General features: G+C 38.2%; 15 protein-coding genes and 1 pseudogene. 7 read left to right on the top strand and 9 right to left on the bottom strand.

The annotated features are described in order from the left end of the window. Positions 1-2 precede the first annotated feature (2 nt). A complete protein-coding gene (locus tag PARC_RS13425; protein WP_010554449.1) occupies positions 3-1,889 on the bottom strand; it encodes a hypothetical protein in 1,887 nt (628 codons plus the stop codon). Positions 1,890-2,106: 217 nt separating this feature from the next. On the opposite strand from PARC_RS13425, the gene PARC_RS13420 reads away from it, so the two are divergent. Continuing rightward, the gene (locus PARC_RS13420) at positions 2,107-3,081 is read left to right on the top strand and encodes a DNA topoisomerase IB (RefSeq protein WP_010554450.1); all 975 of its coding nucleotides are present in this window, start codon (positions 2,107-2,109) and stop codon (positions 3,079-3,081) included. Positions 3,082-3,129: 48 nt separating this feature from the next. Here PARC_RS13420 and pelG read toward each other — a convergent pair whose 3' ends face one another. From pelG to PARC_RS13385, 7 genes are read right to left on the bottom strand one after another with little or no spacing between them, the layout of a single operon-like run. Next, on the bottom strand, positions 3,130-4,494 hold the full coding sequence (gene pelG / locus PARC_RS13415; RefSeq protein WP_010554451.1) for an exopolysaccharide Pel transporter PelG: 1,365 nt from the start codon (positions 4,492-4,494) through the stop codon (positions 3,130-3,132). Then, entirely contained in the window at positions 4,482-5,999 is a 1,518-nt protein-coding gene (pelF, locus tag PARC_RS13410) for a GT4 family glycosyltransferase PelF (RefSeq protein WP_010554452.1), read from the bottom strand. Before pelF ends, pelG begins: the two co-directional genes overlap by 13 nt. Beyond that, a complete protein-coding gene (locus PARC_RS13405) occupies positions 5,992-6,975 on the bottom strand; it encodes a HEAT repeat domain-containing protein (protein ID WP_010554453.1) in 984 nt (327 codons plus the stop codon). The genes pelF and PARC_RS13405 overlap by 8 nt, the downstream gene beginning before the upstream one ends. Next, positions 6,972-8,270, bottom strand: coding sequence for a PelD GGDEF domain-containing protein (locus PARC_RS13400; RefSeq protein WP_007584806.1), 1,299 nt, complete (start codon positions 8,268-8,270; stop codon positions 6,972-6,974). The genes PARC_RS13405 and PARC_RS13400 overlap by 4 nt, the downstream gene beginning before the upstream one ends. Continuing rightward, a complete protein-coding gene (locus tag PARC_RS13395) occupies positions 8,267-8,782 on the bottom strand; it encodes a hypothetical protein (RefSeq protein ID WP_007584808.1) in 516 nt (171 codons plus the stop codon). The genes PARC_RS13400 and PARC_RS13395 overlap by 4 nt, the downstream gene beginning before the upstream one ends. Positions 8,783-8,796: 14 nt before the next feature. After that, positions 8,797-12,078, bottom strand: coding sequence for a tetratricopeptide repeat protein (locus PARC_RS13390; protein WP_010554454.1), 3,282 nt, complete (start codon positions 12,076-12,078; stop codon positions 8,797-8,799). Further along, positions 12,078-14,786, bottom strand: a complete 2,709-nt coding sequence (locus PARC_RS13385) for a bifunctional glycoside hydrolase/polysaccharide deacetylase family protein (protein ID WP_010554455.1) — start codon at positions 14,784-14,786, stop codon at positions 12,078-12,080. Before PARC_RS13385 ends, PARC_RS13390 begins: the two co-directional genes overlap by 1 nt. A gap of 487 nt (positions 14,787-15,273) precedes the next feature. Here PARC_RS13385 and PARC_RS13380 point away from each other — a divergent pair, with 487 nt between their 5' ends. The 5 genes from PARC_RS13380 to PARC_RS13355 all read left to right on the top strand — a co-directional run bounded on the left by PARC_RS13380 (position 15,274) and on the right by PARC_RS13355 (position 21,377). Next, positions 15,274-16,941, top strand: coding sequence for a methyl-accepting chemotaxis protein (locus PARC_RS13380; protein WP_010554456.1), 1,668 nt, complete (start codon positions 15,274-15,276; stop codon positions 16,939-16,941). Between the two features lie 120 nt (positions 16,942-17,061). Beyond that, positions 17,062-17,580 carry a MarR family winged helix-turn-helix transcriptional regulator gene (locus PARC_RS13375; protein WP_238142549.1) on the top strand — a complete coding sequence of 173 codons (519 nt, stop codon included), beginning with the start codon at positions 17,062-17,064 and terminating at the stop codon, positions 17,578-17,580. A gap of 133 nt (positions 17,581-17,713) precedes the next feature. Next, complete coding sequence (locus PARC_RS13370) at positions 17,714-18,463, top strand: RIO2 family protein (RefSeq protein ID WP_007584826.1); 750 nt, start codon at positions 17,714-17,716, stop codon at positions 18,461-18,463. Between the two features lie 314 nt (positions 18,464-18,777). After that, positions 18,778-20,130: a magnesium transporter gene (locus tag PARC_RS13365; RefSeq protein ID WP_007584828.1), complete on the top strand. Its 1,353-nt coding sequence runs from the start codon at positions 18,778-18,780 to the stop codon at positions 20,128-20,130. Between the two features lie 185 nt (positions 20,131-20,315). Beyond that, the gene (locus PARC_RS13355) at positions 20,316-21,377 is read left to right on the top strand and encodes a DUF21 domain-containing protein (protein ID WP_007584829.1); all 1,062 of its coding nucleotides are present in this window, start codon (positions 20,316-20,318) and stop codon (positions 21,375-21,377) included. A gap of 16 nt (positions 21,378-21,393) precedes the next feature. Here PARC_RS13355 and PARC_RS21795 read toward each other — a convergent pair. Then, a pseudogene (locus tag PARC_RS21795) lies at positions 21,394-21,642 on the bottom strand (IS4 family transposase); the annotation flags it as partial. Positions 21,643-21,723: 81 nt separating this feature from the next. Here PARC_RS21795 and PARC_RS13345 point away from each other — a divergent pair. Next, positions 21,724-22,904 (top strand): IS3 family transposase gene (locus PARC_RS13345; RefSeq protein ID WP_444547554.1). Its coding sequence is split into 2 segments (ribosomal slippage): positions 21,724-21,967 and positions 21,967-22,904, totalling 1,182 coding nucleotides; the frame shifts between segments, so codons are not numbered across the junction. Positions 22,905-22,911 lie beyond the last annotated feature (7 nt).

Here is a 22,911-nt window from a genome sequence, read left to right as displayed (position 1 = left end):
AATTAACCCTTTGGCTCGGGAGATAAGTTTTCTTCTTGTCTTAAATACCCTGCAGCTTCTTCGTCATCTTTAGCTATCGCTTGCTGAGTAGGTATAGCACGCGTTTGCTGATTTAATTGATGTATTTGTGACGCATTACCTAAATCACGCTCACTGGTGATTGAGGCGATAGATTCACGGTCTTTCAAGAACGCGATAACGTCTTTTTTGATTGCTTGTAATTGTCCTTCGTCTTTATGCATTTCCATAATATGGCGAGGATGTTCAAGATTTTTCATACCTGTTGCTGCAAACGTAGTAGAAATAACACGAGAAACAATAATCCAAGGCGTTATGCTACTGCGTACTAAAGTATTTTCTGAGCGAGTACTATCGTGAATACCAGTACCTGTTGATATTTTAGACTCAGTAAATGTGCCTTCGCATTTAAAGTACACTAGTAGTGATTCAAATTGCATTTCAGCAAAAAATAGATGAGCTGTATTTGTAAGCAATTGCGCAAATGCTTTAATAAGTATACCTATTAGCAATAAGTGAAAGCTTGTCATTAATAGCTTACTAAATTGAATAACATGTTGGTTATTAAATGCTTGTTTAAAGCTACTAATATTTGCAGCGTCAACGTAATGATAAATATTAATAAACGAATACGCTAAAAACACAGTAAACGCTAAGGCTATAATATAAAGCAAGTTACCACTTACTAAAGCAAGTAACCGTGCTAGCGTAAAGTTTTTACCTAAGTCTATTGAGTGCAGTTTAGGTTGAATCTCTTGGATCATTTCACCTTTAAAACCGCCTTTACCTTCAATTTGTTCTTGAAGCTTAGGATCTAATTCGCGATAAACTCTGTTAGGTACTTCTTTATAACGACGGTTAGCCATTACTAGATTGTCTAGGTTTATAAAAATTTCGTCTGGATGAACAGACTCTTGCCAGTTTTCACGTAGTTCTGATACTTCAGCAGAAGGGGTAACTGCATTTAAACGCGCTTTAATCATAATAAAAGCAATTGCGCAGCTCAGAGTGGCTAATACAATAATCGCAATTAAGTACATGCCAGCATGAAGACTAGGTAGTTGCTCAATCCAGCCATCTATTTCTTGTTTGCTAATGTGTTGTTCTTTCATCAGCCATGACATAGAAAGACCAATAGCGATTGGTAGAATAAAAGATAAAGAAATAATTTTAGCGAGTGCACCGGTACCAAGTGCTTCAATATTTTTTTCAGCGTTTCTAGAAATAGGTTTACCCGTAGAGCGCCACGAAAAAAGCACGTAGAACATTAATATGGCACTATAAACAGGAAATGCTAATTCGCCTGCTTCACCGGTAAAACCCGATAAAGATACAAATGCCACAAGGCCATAAGCAATAAGTGCAACAAGGGTACTTACCCATGAGCCAAATAAGCGCTGAGCAACATTACGAATAGGATAAGGTAGGAATAATAACTTAGGGATTAAGCTGTGAAGTAAACGTGATAAAAAACCATTAGGCTCTTTAAACGTACTGTTTTTACGACCAACCAGCATTTCTTCGAGTGATTGCGCTGTGTAGGCTACTTCTTTTTCTTCTTCTTTGGCGGTTGATGCTTGTGATTTGCTGTAGTTATAAGCAAGTGAAGTAGGGTGGTTTCTGCCTACAAAATACTTAAGAGTTGCATAAATACCACTTGAAAGTGAGCGAATGCCAAATGCTAAAATAAGCATGCCAAACACCATTAAAATCCATCCAGCGGTTGTATCTTCTTTTACTGAGCCCGCAGCAATAACAAGTAAACTAATACCCACTATAGACTCAATGAGTCCTCTTACAGCTGTTACTTTACCTTCAAGTTTGAAGGGGTTTTTTAGTCCAAGATCAATCGATCCATAATCAAAAGCCATTGAATGCTCCTTTTAAACAGCATGCCCAATTAAGGGAGAATATAAGCGTAGTTATAATAACCATTATATATATCGTATTTTTGTTTTTGCTCAATTTTTGATTATATATCAATAAAGTCGTTCAGTTTAAGGTTATTTTAAAGTGGTACATTCTATGCTTTGAAATATAAGCTTAAGCGAGTTAACAATATATCTTTTAAATGCCTGAGGAGGAATGATGGAATTGATTTACGTTGATGATAGTTTGCCCGGAATTACCCGAAAGCAAAAAAACAAACATTGGCAGTATTTTGACCCAATAGGAAAAATAATTAAAGAGAAGGCCGTTATTGAGCGCTTAAATTCACTCGCGTTCCCGCCCGCTTACAAAAGTGTATGGTTTTGCCCTGAAGAAAATGGGCATATTTTAGCAACAGGTTACGACAGTAAAGGACGAAAGCAGTACCGATATCATCCATTATTTACACAACAACAAGATGCTAAAAAGTATCAAGCTTGTAGTGTGTTTGGACATAAGCTGCCGTTACTTAGGGCTCAATTAATGGAAGCATTGCAAGGTGATGAGCTCGATTATGAACGTACTTTAGCAGCCATTGTTAGATTAATGGATTTAGGTGCTTTACGGGTGGGGAATGAACGTAATGTAAAACAAAATAAAAGTTTTGGTGCGACAACCCTAAGATCAAGGCATGCAAAATTAACAGGTAAAAATATTAGATTAAAATACCGTGCAAAATCAGGTAAAGAAAGGGAAGTAAATATAACGGATAAAGCATTGAGTAGTGTTATTAAGGAACTTCAGGACTTACCCGGGCAACACTTGTTTCAATATATAGAAGGGGGGGAGCGCTCTAACGTTACCTCTACTGAAATCAATCAGTATATTCAAAATATAATGGGTGAAGAATTTAGCGCAAAACACTTTAGAACATGGCGAGCAAGTGTGATTGCTTTTAAAGAAGTGTATGAAGCAAAAGGCGCTATTACATTAAAAACAATGCTTGATGAAGTGTCTTCAAAGCTTGGGAATACGCCAACAATAGCGCGTAATTCTTATATTCACCCTGATGTTATTGAGCTTTGTAAGAAAAATGAATCAGAACAAACTCATTGGCGCGACAATTTTAAATTACCCCGTAAAACAAAGTATCTTAGTCGGTTTGAGCGCGGTTTATTAGAGTTTTTAACGTAACGATAAAGGCTGTAGCTTACAGCCTTTATGCTAAGTTTTTATATTATGCTATTGCAGCATAAACGTTTCGTATTCTAAATCTTCAAATTGTTTAGAAAGCCAAAATAAGCCAACAACAGAGGTAATAATAGTTGAGAGAGCAAAGCCGTAACCATAAAACTGCGGCCCAAAAGCAATTGATAACAAAGTTAAAACAACATTGATTACTAGAAATAACCCCGCTAAAAATAGCACTGTTGAGCGTTTATCTAAATAAAACAAAATATTTAAAATAGACAAAAATATAACTTGTACACCCACACCAACTACATCAATAAATAAAAGCGTTTTATAGTTTGGATCAATACCAATAAAGGTAAGTATTTGCTCGCCCCACAATAATAAGCAGGCAACGGTAATACCTTGAATTTTAAATATATCGTATAAACCGGCACGTGCAGTTTGGATCATATTATCTTTTAAATAGTAAATCTCTTCTAACGATGAACCCTCTCGAATAGCTGTGTAAAAACGGTCGTATTCTTCTACAAAGTCGGTTTCCATTTTTACTAAAAATACTGCCATACCGGGAATAATAGACAAATAGGCTAAAAATATAGGTAAGTCGTAAATTGGGCTGGCTCTTAACGTGCCAATAATCTGAATTGATGTGCTTGGTGAATACCAAAAAATGATTTTATCAGCCCACACACCAATGTTATAAAACAGACCACAAAAGAATAGGCTGTAATACACTTTTTTATTACTTAAAAAGTCAAAGCTTATAAGTTTTTCACCTGGGTAGCGGCGAATAATCATAAACAAAAAGCTAAAAAAGAGTAGAGCTTCGCCTGCAAAAAACGCAAAAAATAAGCCGTCTAACTGCCAGTCTCTTAATAAGTATGCAAGTAATACCATAAAGGCGTAACCACTTAGCATGGTTATTAAAATTAACCGGTATTCTTTCATACCTGATAGAAAAATAGCGCCAAGCCACTGATTACATAAGCTTACAAAGGCACCTAAAATTATAATCTTAGTAACAACAGGTATAGGGAGCATAGGCCATACAGCCAAGCCTACCAATAGCGCGGCTATTGTTGTTATAAGTTGCGCACCAAGTAAATTAGGCAGTACCTTAGCCTCTTCTTTTTGAAAAAATAAATCGGCAATAAATCGAGTTAGTAATAACTGCAAACCACCCGTTAAAATAAGTGAGGCGGCCATCATGTAGGTAACAAGCGTTAAAAATTGAATAATAAGTACTTTAGGTAATACAATTCCTAAACTTAAAATACCAATAAGCATTAACGCTACAATAGAGAGCAGCCAAGGGCCAGAGCCTATTAAACCTGCGTAGCCGTATGCTTCAAAAACTGAGAGCAGGGTATTTTTTTTGAGAATTTTCCGTATCTCAAAACCTATTCCAGCCATGCTATTGTGTCCTTATAAAGTTTATCGTAACGGGCAAACATGTGGCTCTCGTCATAAAATTTTTGTACGCGGTCTAAACCACTTTTTTGATACTCAAGCCAAGCTTGCTCATTTGTTAGCATGTTTGATATTTGCTTTGCTGTTTCGCTCGGAGAAGCAATTGGGACAACTTCACCGGCTTTACCTAACGCTCTATCTTCATCGGTTCCGCCTTCGATTATTTCGCGGCACGAGCCAACATCACTAGCAAGTACAGGCACACCAGCCGCCATTGCCTCTAAAAGCACTAAAGGCTGCGCTTCAGAAATCGAGGTTAAAGCTACAATTCCGAGCTGAGGCAAAATTTTAGTAATATCTTGCATACCTAAAAACTTAACACTGTTTTGTAAATCAAGGCTGCCTACAAGTAGTTCACACTCTTTGTAATACTGCGGATCTTCTTCATAAGGGCCGATGATCCAGCCTTCGACCTCTGGTAATATCGATTGCGCTTCTTTAATTGCACGTATAAAGGTTTTAATATCTTTTATAGGCACTACACGTCCAATTAACCCAACAACCGGTGGTATCTGTTTTGGACGCTGATCAAGCGCTTCAATAAAGCGTACTGTTTTAATGCCATTAGGTACAACAAATGCTTTTTCAGGCGCTGCACCATCTTTTATTTGGCGCTGTCTGTTACCGTCGTATAGCGAAATGATCTTATCTGCTTCTTGGTATGTTGTTCGGCCTATTTGCTCAAAAAAGCTGATCCACATTCGGCGAATAAAGCCCATCTCGGTATTTAAGTTTTTACCTAGGCTTTGTTCAGACTCTTTGATCCAACTGGCTTGAATAAGATCTATTTTTCTCTCTTTGGTGTAAATACCATGCTCGGTCAACAAAAAGGGAGTATCGCTTATTACACTGGCACCAGATCCTAAAATACCAGCATACCCGGTAGATATTGAGTGAATAAGTTTAACTTTAGGAAGCCCTCGTGCAATTTCGGCTATTTTAAATAGCGGTTTATATAAATTGCGGTATGACCAAAAAAAGTCAATAAAAGAGGATTCATCACAAAAAGTTGAATAGTAATTAGTGAGCACTTGCCATGATGATTCACTATATAAAAAGTCGGCTTCGTTAATACCGTCTTTTTTAGCCAAAGTTTCAAATGCAAATTTTAACAATTCAGTCGGGATAGGCTCGTTACAATCTCTAAAATAATTTTGTAGTTGTTGCCAGAAATCAAAGAGCTCTTTTTTATATTTAACCCCATGCTTGGCTTTTATTTCAGAAGTATCATTTTCCACTAAATAATGAACATGCAGCTTGGTAACGTTTTCAGGTAAAGTATATTGAATCTCGCCATAATGCTCTGGTGCTCCACCTATAAAAACAAGCTCAAAGTTATAATGAGGTAACCCTTCAATTATTTGATGAACCCAACTAGATACACCACCACGTACGTAAGGGTAGGTACCTTCCAAAAGCAGTAAAATGTCTGCATTTTTATTACTCATGCCAATACTCCTGCAAATGACGTAATTCACTGCCTTTAGGTTGTTCTGGGAGTTCTTTTAAATAGCGTTTACAGTCGTCAAACTTGTTCATACAAAAGGCAACTTCGGCTTTATAAGGGAGAACATGACGCCTTGCCATACCAAACTCAGTTGCTTTAAGTAAGTACTCATGGGCTATTTCGTATTTGTCTAAGGCTAAAGATATACGGCCTAAAAATATAAAGGTTGCAGGTGTTTTTACGTGCTCAATACTTTGCTCTGCAAGTGCTTCTGCTTTTTCTAAAACGTATTTACGCAGTGCACCTTGGGCTAAACCTAAATAGCTTAGTTCCCAATACAGTTCGGCTAGCTGTTTTTGTAAATGGCTCAATTTAGGCTGCTTAGTCGTAACGGCTATTTCTTGCTGATACAAACTGATTTTTTCGTTGAGTTTGGTTTCTTTACCATCAAGGGTTGAGTAGGCGAGTAGTCGAATATCATCTTCTAAATCTTTAAGTGCTAGCTTTAAAATAGGAATAGCTTGTGAGTCACTCATGTGACGAGCTGCCATTACAGCACTTAAACGTTTATTTGGTTCACTCGCGTGCTTCAAAATTGCTTTAAGTCCGCCAATAGAATAGGTCGGGTTTGCTGATATTGCTCTGGCTTCAAAAGGAAGCTCAGGTATTTTATGCTCTTCTATTTCTATCTCGTCGTTTTTGAGAGGTTTACAAAGAGCAAACGTAAGCGCTACTACAACACCTATAATTCCAAGTACTGGTAATGTAAACAATAATAAAAACATGAGTAGCAAAGAGCTATAAGGAGTCGTTTTGTATTTTTTAGGTATAAAAACATAACTAACAATAGCAAAAAGGATGCTAGCAATAGCATGCAATAATATAGCTAAAAACCAATTAGGTGTTTCCAGTACTTCTACTAGTGCAAAGTACTGGCAAATACACCCTAAAATAGCCGCTACAATAATTATAATCATGAAAGTGAAACCAATCTCTTTATATCATCTGAGCTTATTGGTAGTGCAAGTTGTTGCTCAATAACAATATCAAGCTCAGCTAAAGTGTTACCCGTACGCTCTTTACACCAGGTGTTCATTCGGGCAATAAAGCCTGCTTTTTCAAGTTCATCAGCTAATGGCATTAATAGCAGTAATACCTGATTTTGATTATCATACAAATAAATGTCTAAACCACGGCGTGCTTCACTTAAATAACTCATAAGTTGAGTCGATTTATCAGTAATATTATTGGCTTTTATTTTTAGCAGCTGCGATGGAATGTTGTATCGTTTTGCTTCTTTATTTGCGCGTTTAACTTGGCGAATAAAGTACGGAGACTCTTCATACGTCATTACTGGGTTTGTTATTTCATGGCGCAGTAAATCGCCTATATGCCCAGCCATAACAGCAAGTAGTGTAAGAGTGGTATTTTTAAGTGCAAAAAATTGTACTCTTTCAACTAAAATAGCGCCGTAAATTGTATTATTTACGTCGATAAGTGGGATTGCCATATGGTATTTACTTATACCTAACGCAGTTTTTGCGTCTTTTACTGATACTAATTCTTTTTCTTCAATCATCGCTAATATAAGAGGATCATTTTCAGCTATTTGACCCATTTGGCCAATAGAGGCAAGTGGAGGCTCTAAAACAGTGTCGTTTTCAACTTTATATAAACCCGCTCTTTCTAATAAACCATATTCAACGAATAGGTCGATTATTTTTTGCGCTGCGCTATCAAGTCTTCTTTCTTTTAATAGCCCGATAGAGGTTCTTACTGCTTGTAGCGATTCACGCAAACTTAACGTATGGCCAGCAAGCATTTGCTCTATTCTATCGTGAGATGAATTAATTAAGTGATACTGACGAGTAAATGTTTCAAGGCGATCGGTTACGTACTCAAGCTGAATACTTTGTTGTTGATTAGTACGTTCCCACACATCCCTAAATTCGCCAGTGATCATAATTACAATAATGTAGCCAATCATGGCGTTAATATTGAAGTCGCTTTGTGGTGATAAAATATTTGCTTGAAGTAAAAAAAGTTGACCAACAAGCAAACATAAAATACTAATAAAGCCTTTTGAAAAGCCATAACGTAGAGAAACTAAAAGTGGGCCAAGTACAGGCCACGAAAACCCTCCCTCAGTCCAAAATGGGTCCTCTGCGTTAAATAATACAGGCAGCCCTAAAGCAAGCGCGGTAAATATAAATACCTCAGCCCATATTTGTAGCTCAGGAACGTCTCTTGGTCTAAGGAAATGTGTTTTCACTCACTAACCTCTATATAAGAAATTAAATCGGCAATCACATCTTGTGCTGTTGCTGCAATGCTATCGCGGCCCCAACCACTTTTAGCAATAGTACCCGTCCAAATCGGCGTTGTTTGTCCATTTTCAGTGAGTGATAATGTAAGTGCAACAACGGGTTCGCCGTCAAGCCCAGCTTTGTAGCGCCACTCTTCAATGCTGCCAGTTAGTACATAGTCAGCTTGTTGAGTGCTTAACCACTGCATAGCATTGTCTAAACGGTATTGATCGTCCAGTGGTGGAAGCTCTTTGGTGTTTACGCGAGGTGCGCGTATAAGAGTTGGTAATTTATTTTGTTGCCAAATACTGGCTAAAATATCTTCAGCACGCTCACCTGCAAGCGGTGTTTGAGCATGATTAACAAGTGGCATTAATGCCACAATTTTTGAAGGGCTAAGCTCTACATCATCAGCAACTCTGCTGGTGGTACATGCTGATAATAGTAATACCAAACACGGTATAATTAAACGAAACATACTCTCTCCTAACATTAAAAATGTACGTAATAACCTAATTGTAATTGTGTATCTGAGTTACCCACTTTATTACTACTTTGGTAACCCAGTTGTAATTTAAATAAATCATCGCCCAGTACAGACCAACCAGCGCCACTTGAAACTGATACATCTACTGTATCGTTAAGTGTTTGATAGCCAGTACTTATATCAAATAACCATGAAGGGCTTGCGCCTAAATAAGGAGGTTCTAAAGAACCAGTTGAAGCAAATGAGGTCCCTAGTGCAAAACGTCTAAATGGTTGAAGGTCAACTCTTAGAGGTCTTGATTCTGTATTTATTAATGCATTTACACGTTCAAAGTCTTGCCATTGCGCACTAAAATAAGCGTTCCAAATTGGGCGGTCTTTTAAAATGCTGTATTGGTAACGTGCATTATATTCTTGGCCATTTATTAGTGAGCTTCCATCGCTTCTTCGAGAAAAAGACATCGCTGCTGCTGATAGCTGTACGTTTTGTCTACCATCAATATTGTAGTTAACATAGGCCGTGGCTTTATCTAGCTGAGCATAGCTAAGTAGCGCTTCTGATTGACGGTTTTCAACATTATATTCAAGCTTTAAACCTACCTGTGTACGCGAATCCCATTGATAACGAGAGTCCAAGCTAAAACCTTGACGGCTAACTAAGCTGCCTTGGTGAGAATCTATTTTTGCATCAAAATACCAACGACCAAATGTCATCTTATCTTCTATCGCAAACAGTAATCCGTTGTTATCAAGATTTTGCTGATTACTTAAACTTAATTTCCATTGCCCATTAGCATAAGGAAAATAAACGTTTACATCGTACTGGCTACTGTTTAAACCAGCCTCTGGCGATAGGTTTATTTCAAGCGCTCTAAAATAGGATGCGCGTGCATTTCTGAGTAAACTCAATTGCGATTCATTTGCCTCGCCAGTGAGTTCTTCGTACCAACGTTGCATGGTGGCATAGGGTTGTTTTAAATAGAGTAGGGCGTTTAGCTCATCTAATTTGCTTAGTGAACCTTCAGCTATAAGCTGTTTCGCTTTATTAAATTCGCCGTTGGTCATATAAAGTTGTAGTTTTTGCCATGGCTCTAATTTTTGTGCAGCCCTGCGCGCTAACCACCAGTTTGTTTGGGGCTCACCAATAGTGTCGGGGGCAAGTTCTTCCATTGTGTTTAATTGCATTAAATGAGGAACAGCCATCGCGCCCGCCCAGCGGAACATTAAGCCTCTGTATGCATATTTATCTTTAGGTAAGTGTTGCAGTAAATAGTGATTAAGTTCAGCAGCATTTGCATAGTAGCCAAGTTGTTTCATTACATCGGCTAAGTTAACCAGTGTTGTTAAGTCACTTGGATCTGCAATGGCTAATTTACGCAAATAAAAGTAAGCACTGTTATATGATTTATCATAAATAGATAAGCTTGCTAATAGCTGGGTCCACGCATAGGAAGGATCGCTTTGAGAATAGCGAGCTAAAATGCGGCCAATCATTACAGTGTCATGCATTTGCAGCGCTAACCAACCTTGTGCAAGCACAACATCAGAGTCATATTCGCTTAATTTAGCAGCGCGGTTTAAAGTTGTATAAGCTGAATTTAAATCACTTTGGTTTTGATACCAATTTGAAAGAATTAACCAAGCAGGGTAGAGGGCTTTATTGTAGCGCTGCTTATCAAGTTCAGCATGAATACGTGCAACTGATTTAGCATCATTTACTTGTGTACTTAATAATGCAATTTGAATCAATTGACGGTCAGTTTGCGACGCACTTTTCCATAAATAATCAAGAAGCTCCTGAGGCCGACCTTCAAAGCGTAATTGTTGGTAGTGCAACATGTCGCCTACGCTTAAAGGGCTTATTTTTTGTAACTGCTCTAATGCATATAGCTCATGAGCTTTGTCTTGGACTCGCGTAGCCATATCTACATTGGCGCTCCAAAACTCATCATCAGAACTTTCTTGCTTACTTTTTAGTACTTGCAGAGCTGTAGCAAAGTCATCGTTTAGCCAAAATGCGCGGGCAATCCAAAGTAAGTCTTCTTCATTTTTAGGCCCTTTATATATAGGCCACAGGGCTCTTAGCGCTTCTAAATTACCAGTATCGTGAAGTACTTTTGCTTTCCAATATTGTGATAATGCACTTTTACCATTTATTTGCTCAAAGCGTTCAATATTGTTTAACTCTTGCTTTGTGTTACCAATAAATTCGTTAGCTTGCATCCAATTAGCAAAACCATTGCCTTTCAGACTTCTGTTTTGAGCTTTATATTCGTATATATCATTAGCATCTTGGTATAAATATAAAGCGGTGGCATCGTTAATACTGTCGGTAAGCATCGCAGGAGTTACGGCTTTGTTAGACATTAGCCACTTAAATTCTCGAAGTGCTTCTTTAGGCTTGTTTTGCCAGCGCTTTATCTTCCAATTTAATAAATGTAGCTCTTTGTCATCTGAGCTCTGTAGTAATAACTGTGCGAGTAATTGTTCTGCCCCTTTTGCATTTCCATTTGCTAAACGTAGGTGCATTGCTTTTGTTAAGTAGTCGGTGTTATTTGGCTCAGCTTTTAATAAGCTTTCAATGGCTTGAGCTGCATCTTCTGTGTTGCCAGCTAGGTTAGCTAAATAAAGGGTGCGTTTAACATCGGCTTTGTCACCATAGGTTTTCCACCATGCATAAGCTTGAATCGGGTTATTTGCGCCCAGTGCAGTTTCAATCGCTTTAGCTGCAATGTCAGCATTTATATTTGTTTTATAAATTGCGAGTGCTTTGTCAGGTTCCCCTGAGCTTAACCAGTAATCGGCTGCAAGGAGTGGCTGTTTATTTTTTTGATAGTACTGAGCAACTTTTGCGTTTAACCCAACTGCTTTTGCAATAGTTAGTATTTGTTCGTTCCAATTTTTATGAGCACCTATTTTTAAAGATAGTTCTTCAAAACGGTCGTCAATATTAGCCCCGCTTGCTAGCCATAATGAGTAAAACAGCTTTATTTCAAGCGTCGCTTTGCGCTCACCTCTAGGTAGTTTTTCAAGCTCGTTAGTGGCTTGTGAATACTCACTAAGCCCTATATGCAGCTCAACTAATTTTGCGCGTAGCTTTTCGTTGTCGGGCTCTGTGTTGAGCGCTGCATTAAGGTACGATTTTTCAAAGGTATAATCTTGTGAAAGTTCATCATCTTCAAAAAATAAGGTGTGAGGAAATAATGCATAAAGTGCAAAACAACTTACAGCTAATATTGCTAATATTGTTTTTACAGAAATTAACTGAGGGCGCTTTTTAGCATTCATTATCGAGCGACTCCATTGCAGTTAAGATAACCATAAAATTGACCCTTTGGCAGATTAAAGTGTGTCACATTAGCGCGTGTTACACCTTTAAAGTGCTCACCCAAATTAGATACAAATTCGCAAGAGCGTGCATTCATTAAATCAAGTGAAGCGGGTACCCACGCTTTAAAACTAACAGGCCCGTTAACTTGCCAGTTATTAATAACAACATTTGCAGACGCTAAATAAGGTTTTTTACTATTTTGGCTGTGATCAAAGCTAAGGCGAGCTATGTTATTTATAACGTGTATGTAGTCACCTTTTTCAGTTACACCCGATACACCTTCACTTTGAGCTATGTTTGGCACATCAAAATCGGTAGGTATCCGTAGAGTACGAATGTACTTTGAGCTAAATAACCATTCATTATTATTGTTTTTTGCAAGTGCAGAAAAGTAAAAATCTTTTGCTACTTTTGCATAATGGCTTAAATGCACAGGCGTATTTGGTCTTGCTAAAACATAATCTATGTTGTGTTTAAGAGCGTCTAAACCCGCAAGAACTTCGCCTGAGTAAAAGTGATAGTAAATAGTGTAAGGTTTTAACCTATATGGTTTTTCTGTTATTTCGAAAGTTTCGGTTAAACGTCTAAAGCCGTAATAAGGGCCATGCCATAGGTTTGTGTAAACATTTTCATTTAATATGGGGGCATAAATTTGATACAGCAAATCACGCTCAGGTCGGCCAATAGGTGATATATGTGTAAGGCTAGGATTATCGGCATTTACATCAGTGTTACCACCGTTGACATTTAACACACCTGCATCACGAGCAAGTTCAAGTGCTTTAGGACCAGGAGTTGCATCACCAGACCAAAGTATCATCACTGTTTTTTTATTTTTAGGTGTGAGCTTTTCATCAATGTACTTTATTGAATCTGTAATTTCTTTTTTAAGGCTGATAGTGTTGTAGCCAGGTACATCTAGATGAAAACCGTAATCGGTGTCGTCTTCATCTATTTTTTTTCGCCCAGACAGTGCTGTCCAAAAATAGGGGTGACTATAAGTATGCGAAGCAACTTCTACGTAAGGTAGGTTAAAAATACTACGTGCAATGCCTTCAAGTTTGGCACTTTGTTTAGAGTGAATACCGCCTTCTTCAATGTCAGCTTGGATCACAGATGACGTCAAAGGCAGTTTATAGCGTTTAATTATTTCATCTCGAATCACTTCTGCTGAATAAGGCTTACCTTCGTAATGGGCAACACTTGTAAATCCATCTCCATCGATATGCAGCGTAAGCATTCGCCTGCCACTTTCGGTGGTTGTATCTGGCACTAATATAGGCGGTAGTCCCATAGCCTGAGTTAGTAGTGTACGTGGATCAATAACCCATTTACTGCCTTCCATCGGAAATGTATCAATTAGCCAAGGAGCAACTACGACTGCACCATATTTAGTTTTAGCAGCTTGTACAACTATTGTGTCATCCGATGATTTTATTGTAATTAAAGGAGTCGCATCAGTTGCTAATTTGAGTAAGTATGGTTTAACAATAGGGGGAGGTGTTGTGGATTCTCCTTTGAGCCATGGTGCAAAGCTATCTTGTTTATATGGACCTTCAGGCAGTGTGTTTAACGACTCAATACCCAAGCTTAATAATAATTTAGTTGATTGTGGTAACTCGCCTAAAATAAGCTCTGGCACCACACCTAAATTAGCTTCAAGCCAATTGGTAAGTGTTGGAGTGTAAAATGCGTCGCTTGAGGTCCACGAAATAATACCAGCATGTAAGCTAGGGTCAACCAAAGGTAAATCGCGCTTTGCCATATCTATGTAATCAGGTATGTACCCCAAATACTCAATCATGGTCGCAAGCTTTAAATGGACGGTAGTGTAAATGAGTGGCTTTACGTTACTGTTGTACGGAATTAGGATGCGCCTAGGCACTGGTGTAATAGATGATGTTCCCCATGTTTGCAGGTGACCATCGGTTACCCATGGATTAAAACCGGCGTCTATAATATTTTGTGCCATAGCGAGGCGATTATCGGGCTTTGCATAATCAATAACTTGGACGTTGAGGCCTAAGTCTTGTGCTGTTTTTAATTGTGCGCTTAGCCAATCTTGGTCGTTTTTGTTGGTCAGTTTATAGCTATTGTCGGTCGGATTAAAGTGGCTATACAAACCCTCAGCAACTAAGTCTTTGGCTAAATTAGCGAGTTTAGGCAATAACTCAAAGCCCCGGTTGAGGATAAGGTGCTTGTCAAAAGTCTCAGATAGTGAGCTTATTATGGTGACTAACCCAGCTTGTTGATCGGGTTTACTGTGTGTAGCATCTAATAGCTGATAGCTATCAAGGGTATCTAAAAATAAGCCGCTAAAGCCACGTGCTTTTAATGCTGCAGCGCTATTTGCAATATATTGTTGCCAATGTGCTGATGTTAAATCCGCAATGTGGCTATTCCAGTTGGGGTTTATGCTAAGTGATGACTCACTTTGATTAAACGACTCACCAACACTTAAATAAGCATAAACAGCAATATTACGCTGTTTAAACCAATTAAGTTCGTGCTCAGTCACAAGATCAGGCTGGACTACAACGCGAGAATAAAAGGTCATTTCGGCTAATGGCATCGGCGCTGAGTAGTAAAAAGCGATACTATTATTTACAGGTGCTGATAATGCATGAGCAGACACTAAAAGTGCAAGGTATAAAATATATTTCATTAATAATTCATTTTTATTAGATTATAACTGTGGCTCAAAGTGATGCGTTCCGATTTTCTAGTTGTTTGGTATTAGTAATATAGGGTTATTATATGTTAATGGAAGTTTAATATCTATATGTTCATTATTTATATGAACCTAAAATCAATACTAACATGAGTCCTGCGTTAACTCATTACATAGCTGGTGATTAGTCGTCTTAGTACGCTATAAAATTAAGTTTAGATCAATGCAGCTGCTAGAACTTTAAATCTCTAATGAAAGAGTGGCAAATTATATATTAATTAATACGAAGGTCTCAGTGTTTTTAGTGTCCAAATACCTTCCTTGTGACTATAATATCTGCTAATTGAGCATAGTATGAGTTTACTCCCACCAATTTGTTTTTATTTACTATGCTTTTAAACCCAATAAAACAATGTAAACAGCCGTAATTTAATTTTTGGCTATTGTCGCTATATATGCATTTATATACCCCGGAGAAATAATGAGTAATTTAAGCTTGAAAAACAAACTGTTGTTATTAGCTATATTGCCCTTAATGCTACTTTTGATTAGCTTGATGCTGAGTTCTTATTATTTAGAGAATAAAAATCAGCAACAAAATTTTGAAGCATTTCAAACTAAACTAATAAGTGACAAACAAACGTTGCTAAGCACCGAGGTGGAAATTGCCAGTAAAATTGTGCGCTATCAAATAGCAAATGGCTCTGAGCAAGATGCTAAAAACGCTTTAAGAGATTTAACATTTGGTCAAGGTGGTTACTTTTTTATATACGACACAAATGGCGTTAGTGTTTTTCATGCATTATTAGGTGATGCTATTGAAGGGCAAAACAAAATAGGGATGACTGACCCTAACGGTAAAAAAATAATAGTGGGTTTATTAGATCAAGCTAGAAAAGGCGGTGGCGCTTTTAACTATCATTTTCAAAAACCAAATACCACAGGCTTAGTTGAAAAAATGGGCTATGCAGCAATGATCCCAGGTACAAACTGGATGATTGGTACTGGCGCATATATGGATGATATAGACGCAGAACTACTTAAATATCAAACAGCAATGCAAGAGCACATGAATGATAAGGTAGTGACCTTATTGCTAATTGCTTTATTTTGGGTTGTGTTAACTATTATATGTGCGTTAGTTGCCGCAAATACAATGGTAAAACCAATACAGCGTATGGCGCAAAGCCTTGACGACATTGCTAAAGGTGAGGGCGATTTAACCAAACGTTTAGACATTGATACTAACGATGAAATAGGCCAACTTGGCGAAGCATTTAATATGTTTGTAAGTAAGCTACATGGCATTATTGCCAATGTGGTTGATGTAACACACGATGTAAAAACAGCCTCTAGTGATATAAATACACAAACACGATTAATTGAAGACAAACTACTTAATCACAATCATGAAACAGACCTTGTTGCGACGGCTATTACCGAAATGTCGGCTACTTCTCATGAGGTGGCTCAAAATACGAATCAAGTGGCAGAGTCAACCCAAGCGGCAACGCAAGAAGTTGCTAAAGCTCAAGAGTGTGTTGATATTTCACTCAGTGAGGTGTCTAACCTAATGGGCGAGATAAACCTAGCCGCAGAACAAGTTGATTCACTCAGTGATCAATCTAAAAAGATTAATAGTGTACTAAGCGTAATTGGTGGAATTGCCGAGCAAACAAATTTACTTGCACTTAATGCTGCAATAGAAGCTGCACGAGCAGGTGAGCAAGGGCGAGGGTTTGCTGTTGTTGCTGATGAGGTAAGAAGCTTAGCAAGTCGTACTCAAGTTAGCACATTAGAGATTAGTGAAATGTTGAGTGAGTTACATAATTTAGTATCGGATGCTGTAGCCGCAATGCAAGCGAGTCAGAATAGTTGTAATCGCTCAGTAGAATCGTCTCGTGCTATTTCAGAAAGTTTAGGTGCGGTAACAACCTCAGTTAGATCAATTAACGACATGAGTACGCAAATTGCGACAGCGGCGCTGGAGCAAAGTAGCGTTACAGAAGAAATAAACCGTAATGTATTTGCCATTCAAGAAATCGTTAATGAACTAACTATTTCAAGCAAAACTACCTCTTCGGTAGGCCAGCATTTAGCTGCGCGTGGTGAAAACTTAGGCCAGCTTGTTGGCCAGTTTAAAATTTAACAAAGTTTAAAGCTTTACAGTAAAAGCCGCTAATAGCGGCTTTATTTTTGTGGCTTAGTTTTAGCTGCTTAGTTTTTATAAAAATTATTGAATTTTTTGTATGTGTTAAGGTCTATCAGCATGCAAATATACCTATACAGTGGAATAACCATGCAAAACATGCCATCAATTAAACGTTGTACTCGAGAAGAGTTAGCGCCAGAGCAAGACTTGGGGCGTTTAGTGTCTTTTTTACGCTCGAGATTAGCCATTCATGTTGATGCCAAGTTACTTCCTATGGACTTAACTTCTGCGCAATATATTGTGGTAGTACTACTTGCGAGAGAGTCGGTTAATACGCTTGCAGGACTTTGCGAGTATATGGTTTATGATCGTGGCGCTATGAGCCGCTTACTAAACCGACTTGAAGAAAAAGGACTCATTATTAAAACGCAATGTGAGCTTGATAAGCGCTCAACTATTTTGTGTTTAAGTGAAAAAGGTAAAGCTCTTTGTCCTGAAATTATGCCTGTAGTAAACGAAGTCTATGCTCAAGCATTAAATGGTTTTTCAGAGCCAGAAAAAAATCAAATAATAGACTTACTATTTAAAGCTATAAATAATCTAGATACATTACCCGAAATTCCCCCCCACAAATAGATTATCAATAAAATAGCGATACTGTTTCAACAGAAAGTTAGCGTGCTAATTAGTTGATCTGATTGTGCGTAGAATCTAACTTTGATAATATAGTTGCCTAGGCAATTAAAGTTATCATCTTGTTAGGTTTGTTATGATTGAAAATAATTTGTTAGTACAATTACAGCAGCAATATCCAGAACATACTTTTATGCAACATCACTTAAGTGTTGTCCATAAGGGACGTTTTGCTAACGCGATTGTGTATCGATATAAAGATAATGAATTTGATTTAATTGTTAAAGATTTTAGCCAAAGCCCGTTATTTATCCGCAAAACATTTGCGCGACTATCTGTAAACCAAGAATATAAAGGATTGAGCCGTTTAGCTGAGCTTGATGCAGTCGCTAACCGCTTTTGTAGACTATCGCCGATAGCCGTAGCTTATAACTATATTGAAGGCACACCACTGCGCGCTTTAATTCATGAAGATAAAACGCTACCAGTAAGCTTTTTTAGCGAGCTTGAGCGTCAAGTAGCAAAAATGCATCGTAAAGGTATCGTGCATTTAGACTTGCGTAATATGGGTAACATTTTATGTGGCGCAGACGGTAAACCTTATTTTATTGATTTTCAGTCAACTATTAGCTTTTCACGTTTTCCGCGCTGGTTGCAACGCTTTATGCGAGGATCTGACATGTCAGGTGTATATAAAGCATGGAATAAATTGGGCGAGCAACCTCTGCCTCAAAAAAAGCAAGACTATTTAGAGCGCTTTAATCACGTGCGTAAACGCTGGATTTTTAAAGGTTACCCAATACAGCGTGGCTATGCGTGGGGCGCTGCACTTATTACTCAATTTGTAGATTCTGACTTAGTACGAAATATTACTGATAGACTTTAATTTAAAGCACAAACCGTAATTTAAAAACACCTAATTCATTGTGTGATTTTGCCCATATTAGCCTAGCTAATATGGGATTTTTTTTATTATAAGTAATCCCTTTGGTTTGCTTACTTGTTGTTTAATCCCTTAAAAATAATTCCTTTTACTGTTTTTTTAATTTTTTAAAATAAATATTAGTACTGCATTTAGTTTGCCCATACAATGCGCAAAAATAGCTTGCGCATGCTTAATAAGTTCACGTTTTTTCTGCAATTTTTTATTGTTCAAGTAGACTATAAATAATGTGCGCTTTTAAATTTTAAGGTTTTAAGATGATTGAGTATCCGGTAGACCAACTTCCACAGCTCATAAATGATTTATTGCAATGCGATACAACAGAACGCAAAAATAAATTATTAGCAGATGCGCAGTTAACGCTTTCAACAGAGCACCTGTCATTACTTTTTGAGGCGATACCAAAAGAACAACGACTTGAAATTTGGCAGTTGCTTGACGAAGACACGCAACACGAAATTTTTGTTAATTTAAGTGAAGATAGTTGCTTGTGGTTGCTGCAAACACTAGAAGACACTGAGGCTTTTAAACTTCTTGATGAGGTTAATGTAGAAGAGCTACTGGAACTTGAAGAAGTTATACCAGAGCGATTTGTTGAGTATGCAAAAAAGCAACTCGATGAAGCGCAAACCAAACAATATGATTTAGCGCAGCAATACCCGCCAGAACAACTTGGTCACTGGTTAGGTTTTGACTTTTTAAAAGTATCGGAGAAGCTAACAGCCGGTGGTGCTAAAAAATTGCTACATAAAGGTTTACCGCAATACAGTGAAGTTATTTATTTAGTAAGCCGCAAGGGTAGTTTAATAGGTGAGGTTGCGGTAAATGATTTAATAAAAGCCAGCGACACCGATAACTTAATGACATTGGCAAATCATGACTTTTCATCGCTCCATGCTGATGATGATTTATATGAAGCGGCAGAAGTGGTGATCCACAGTGAAAAAATGGCACTGCCAGTGGTTAATGCTGATAACAAATTACTTGGGCGATTAACCATTGCCTCTGCTTATGAATTACGACAAGAAATTGCTGATGAAGCAGCCGCTAAAGCCGGTGGTTTACGTGAAGACGAGGACCTGTTCGCAAGTGTGCGAAAAAGTGCTAAAAACCGTGGCATATGGTTAGGTATTAATTTAGCTACTGCCTTTTTAGCGTCTTGGTTCATCGGTTTATTTGGCGCAACTATAGAACAGGTTGTAGCACTAGCTGTATTAATGCCAGTGGTTGCTTCTATGGGCGGGATCGCAGGTAGTCAAACATTAACCGTTATTGTGCGTGGTTTAGCGCTCGGACAGGTTACAGATTCAAACCGCAATGCGTTACTTAAAAAAGAGCTACGTGTTGGCGCTGTAAATGGCTTGGTATGGGCGTTTGTAATAGGCCTGCTTACCTTCTTATGGTTTAACGATTTAATGCTCAGTATTACGATTACGGTAGCCATATTATTGAATTTAGTCGCTGCGTCACTAGCGGGTGTTGTTATTCCGTCTATTTTAGACAAAATGAAAATTGATCCTGCGTTATCTGGCTCGGTAATTTTAACTACCGTTACCGATATTGTTGGGTTTGTTACCTTTTTAGGTTTAGGCAGTTTATTGCTTTTATAAGCCTTATACCAATTCGCTTAATTATGTGCTCTATTTTGAGGGAAGAAAATTGTGTCGATAACAAGGCAAAAATTTCGTTATTTAGTTGTTCTATATCAGAAATTTTTAACGTAGTTAGCGTCAGATCTAACCCCTCAAATTGATTAAGTATTATTGCGGATTGGTATTACTAACAGGAAAATACAATGACCTTTGAAGTCATGATTTGGTGTGCAATTGCTTTGTGTATTTCACAATCGGCAATATTTTCGGGCTTAAACTTAGCGTTTTTTTCACTAAGTAGGCTTCAGCTCGAAATGGAAAGTGCAAAAGGGAACGAGGCGGCCATAAAAGTGATGGCCCTTCGAAACGACTCTAACTTTTTATTATCGACTATTTTGTGGGGCAACGTAGGTATTAACGTACTACTTACACTACTTTCTGATTCGGTATTAATGGGCGCAAGTTCGTTTTTATTCTCAACTATCGCAATTACTATTATTGGTGAAATAACACCGCAGGCTTATTTTTCGCGTAATGCGCTAAAAATGGCGAGCCTACTTTCGCCGCTAATTAAGTTTTATCAGATTCTGTTTTATGTAGTTGCTAAGCCAACGGCTTTAATTCTCGATGCATGGTTAGGTAAAGAGGGGATTACGTACTTTGCTGAAAGTGAGCTCAGAGGTATTATTCGCAAACACATAGAAGCAGAAGAGGCTGATGTTCAGCACGTTGAGGGAATAGGCGCGCTTAACTTTTTTAGCTTAGATGAAATAAGCGTAACCAAAGAGGGTGAAGTAATTGATCCAGACTCTATTATTGCTTTGCCTACTAAGCTTGATTTGCCTATTTTCCCAGACCTTACATTAACGACTGATAATGAGTTTTTACGAAAACTACATAAGTCAGGTTATAACTGGGTGATCATTACCAATGAAGACGGTTGGCCTTTATTAGTGGTAGATGCTGACGGCTTTTTACGTTCAGCCTTGTTTGAACCAGAGACGTTCGACCCTTATCATTATTGTCACAGACCTATTATTGTTGCTGATGAAGCGATGCGCCTGAGTGAAGTTATTTTAAAAATACGGGCTAGTCATTCTTTAGATAAATCGTTTGATGGGGCCATTGATCACGACGTGGTGTTAGTGTGGAGTGATGTGAAGCGCATTATTACCGGTGCTGATATATTTGGTCGGTTACTCAAAGGTATGAGTGCACCAAAACTCGAACTGCATGAAAATACAGAAAATAAAAAGCCGCTATAAAGCTAACGCCATTCAGTTAAGCATGCTTTGACTTAATGGTGTACCGAGTTTTTGAAATTCGAACGGTCCTACTTTTGGGCCGTTTTCTTTTTTCTGGAAGAATATAACGTTTCACTCGTTCTCGCATTGCCCTTAATTTCTTTGGAATTGAACCTGGCGAAGCGATGGCACACCAGAGTATCTCATCCTGTATATCCCGCAAAGCCATGACAAAACTAATTCTCAGCGGGGAGACTTTAGCCTCTTTGGCTATTCGACTTATCTCTACTTGTAGTGGTACAGTGATTTTGGCCACCCATTAAGAAAGAAATGTTATGCTATTTGCATACAAATTTGGGTGAAAAAAATGACAAAATTAAACCGTGCAACGTACTCCGCTGCAATCAAATTAGAAACGGCTCAACTTGTAGTTGACCAAGGTTATACACAAGAAGAAGCAGCCAAAGCGATGGGTGTTGGTAAATCAACCGTAAGTAAATGGGTTGCTCAATTAAAGCAAGAACGTAATGGCCAGTCACCATTGGCTTCACCAATGACACCCGAACAAATTGAAATCCGTGAACTTAAAAAGCAAATCCAACGCATTGAATTAGAAAAGGATATATTAAAAAAGGCTACCGCTCTCTTGATGTCCGACTCCCTGAACAATTCTCGTTAATTGAGAAATTAAATCAACGAGAGCGTTACCCAATTAGTGTGCTATGTAGTGTATTTAATGTGCATCGTAGCAGCTATAAATACTGGGCTATACGGGATACGACACCGACACCAGAGCAAGTAAGGTTAGAGGCTGAAGTTAAAGCCATACATACAATGAGTGGGGGCTCAGCAGGTGCGAGGACAATCGCGGCAATCGCAACGAATAACGATTTTGAATTAAGCCGTTATCGTGCTGCTAAGCTAATGATTAAATTAAAGCTAGAAAGCTGCCAAGTACCTCAACATTCATATAAACGCGGCGGTAATGAACATCTTGAAATCCCAAACCTGCTTGATAGGCAGTTCGATGTTGTTGAACCGAATACCGTGTGGTGCGGTGATGTTACATATATTTGGATAGGCAATCGCTGGGCTTATTTAGCGGTCGTTATTGATTTATTTGCGCGTAAAGTTGTGGGTTGGGCAATGTCATTGTCGCCGGATTCTAACTTAACGCTAAAAGCGCTTGAGTTAGCCTACGAAAGCAGAGGCAGACCAAGTGGGTTGATGTTTCACTCAGACCAAGGAAGCCATTATACGAGCTTGAAGTACCGCCAACGTTTATGGCGCTATAAAATCACACAAAGCATGAGTCGACGCGGAAATTGTTGGGATAATGCGCCAATGGAGCGATTTTTTAGAAGCTTTAAAACAGAATGGATGCCAAAGGTTGGATATGGGAATTTTATAGACGCTAAATATAGTGTGAGTGATTATATCAACGGATATTACAACAACGTTAGACCGCATCATTATAATGCTGGTTTAGCGCCAAATGAATCTGAGATTAGATACAAAGACTCTAAAACTGTGGCCAAATTTTATTGACCACTAC

It is taken from the genome of Pseudoalteromonas arctica A 37-1-2 (assembly GCF_000238395.3).
GTDB lineage: Bacteria > Pseudomonadota > Gammaproteobacteria > Enterobacterales > Alteromonadaceae > Pseudoalteromonas > Pseudoalteromonas arctica.
This window is presented reverse-complemented; position numbering and strand designations above follow the sequence as displayed.

Coding starts and splice junctions, on each gene's coding strand:
- PARC_RS13390 (WP_010554454.1), bottom strand. CDS start 12,078: ATGAATGCTAAAAAGCGCCCTCAGTTAATTTCTGTAAAAACAATATTA.
- PARC_RS13365 (WP_007584828.1), top strand. CDS start 18,778: ATGATTGAGTATCCGGTAGACCAACTTCCACAGCTCATAAATGATTTA.
- PARC_RS13380 (WP_010554456.1), top strand. CDS start 15,274: ATGAGTAATTTAAGCTTGAAAAACAAACTGTTGTTATTAGCTATATTG.
- pelF (WP_010554452.1), bottom strand. CDS start 5,999: ATGAGTAATAAAAATGCAGACATTTTACTGCTTTTGGAAGGTACCTAC.
- PARC_RS13375 (WP_238142549.1), top strand. CDS start 17,062: ATGCAAATATACCTATACAGTGGAATAACCATGCAAAACATGCCATCA.
- PARC_RS13420 (WP_010554450.1), top strand. CDS start 2,107: ATGGAATTGATTTACGTTGATGATAGTTTGCCCGGAATTACCCGAAAG.
- PARC_RS13355 (WP_007584829.1), top strand. CDS start 20,316: ATGACCTTTGAAGTCATGATTTGGTGTGCAATTGCTTTGTGTATTTCA.
- pelG (WP_010554451.1), bottom strand. CDS start 4,494: ATGGCTGGAATAGGTTTTGAGATACGGAAAATTCTCAAAAAAAATACC.
- PARC_RS13395 (WP_007584808.1), bottom strand. CDS start 8,782: ATGTTTCGTTTAATTATACCGTGTTTGGTATTACTATTATCAGCATGT.
- PARC_RS13370 (WP_007584826.1), top strand. CDS start 17,714: ATGATTGAAAATAATTTGTTAGTACAATTACAGCAGCAATATCCAGAA.
- PARC_RS13425 (WP_010554449.1), bottom strand. CDS start 1,889: ATGGCTTTTGATTATGGATCGATTGATCTTGGACTAAAAAACCCCTTC.
- PARC_RS13385 (WP_010554455.1), bottom strand. CDS start 14,786: ATGAAATATATTTTATACCTTGCACTTTTAGTGTCTGCTCATGCATTA.
- PARC_RS13405 (WP_010554453.1), bottom strand. CDS start 6,975: ATGATTATAATTATTGTAGCGGCTATTTTAGGGTGTATTTGCCAGTAC.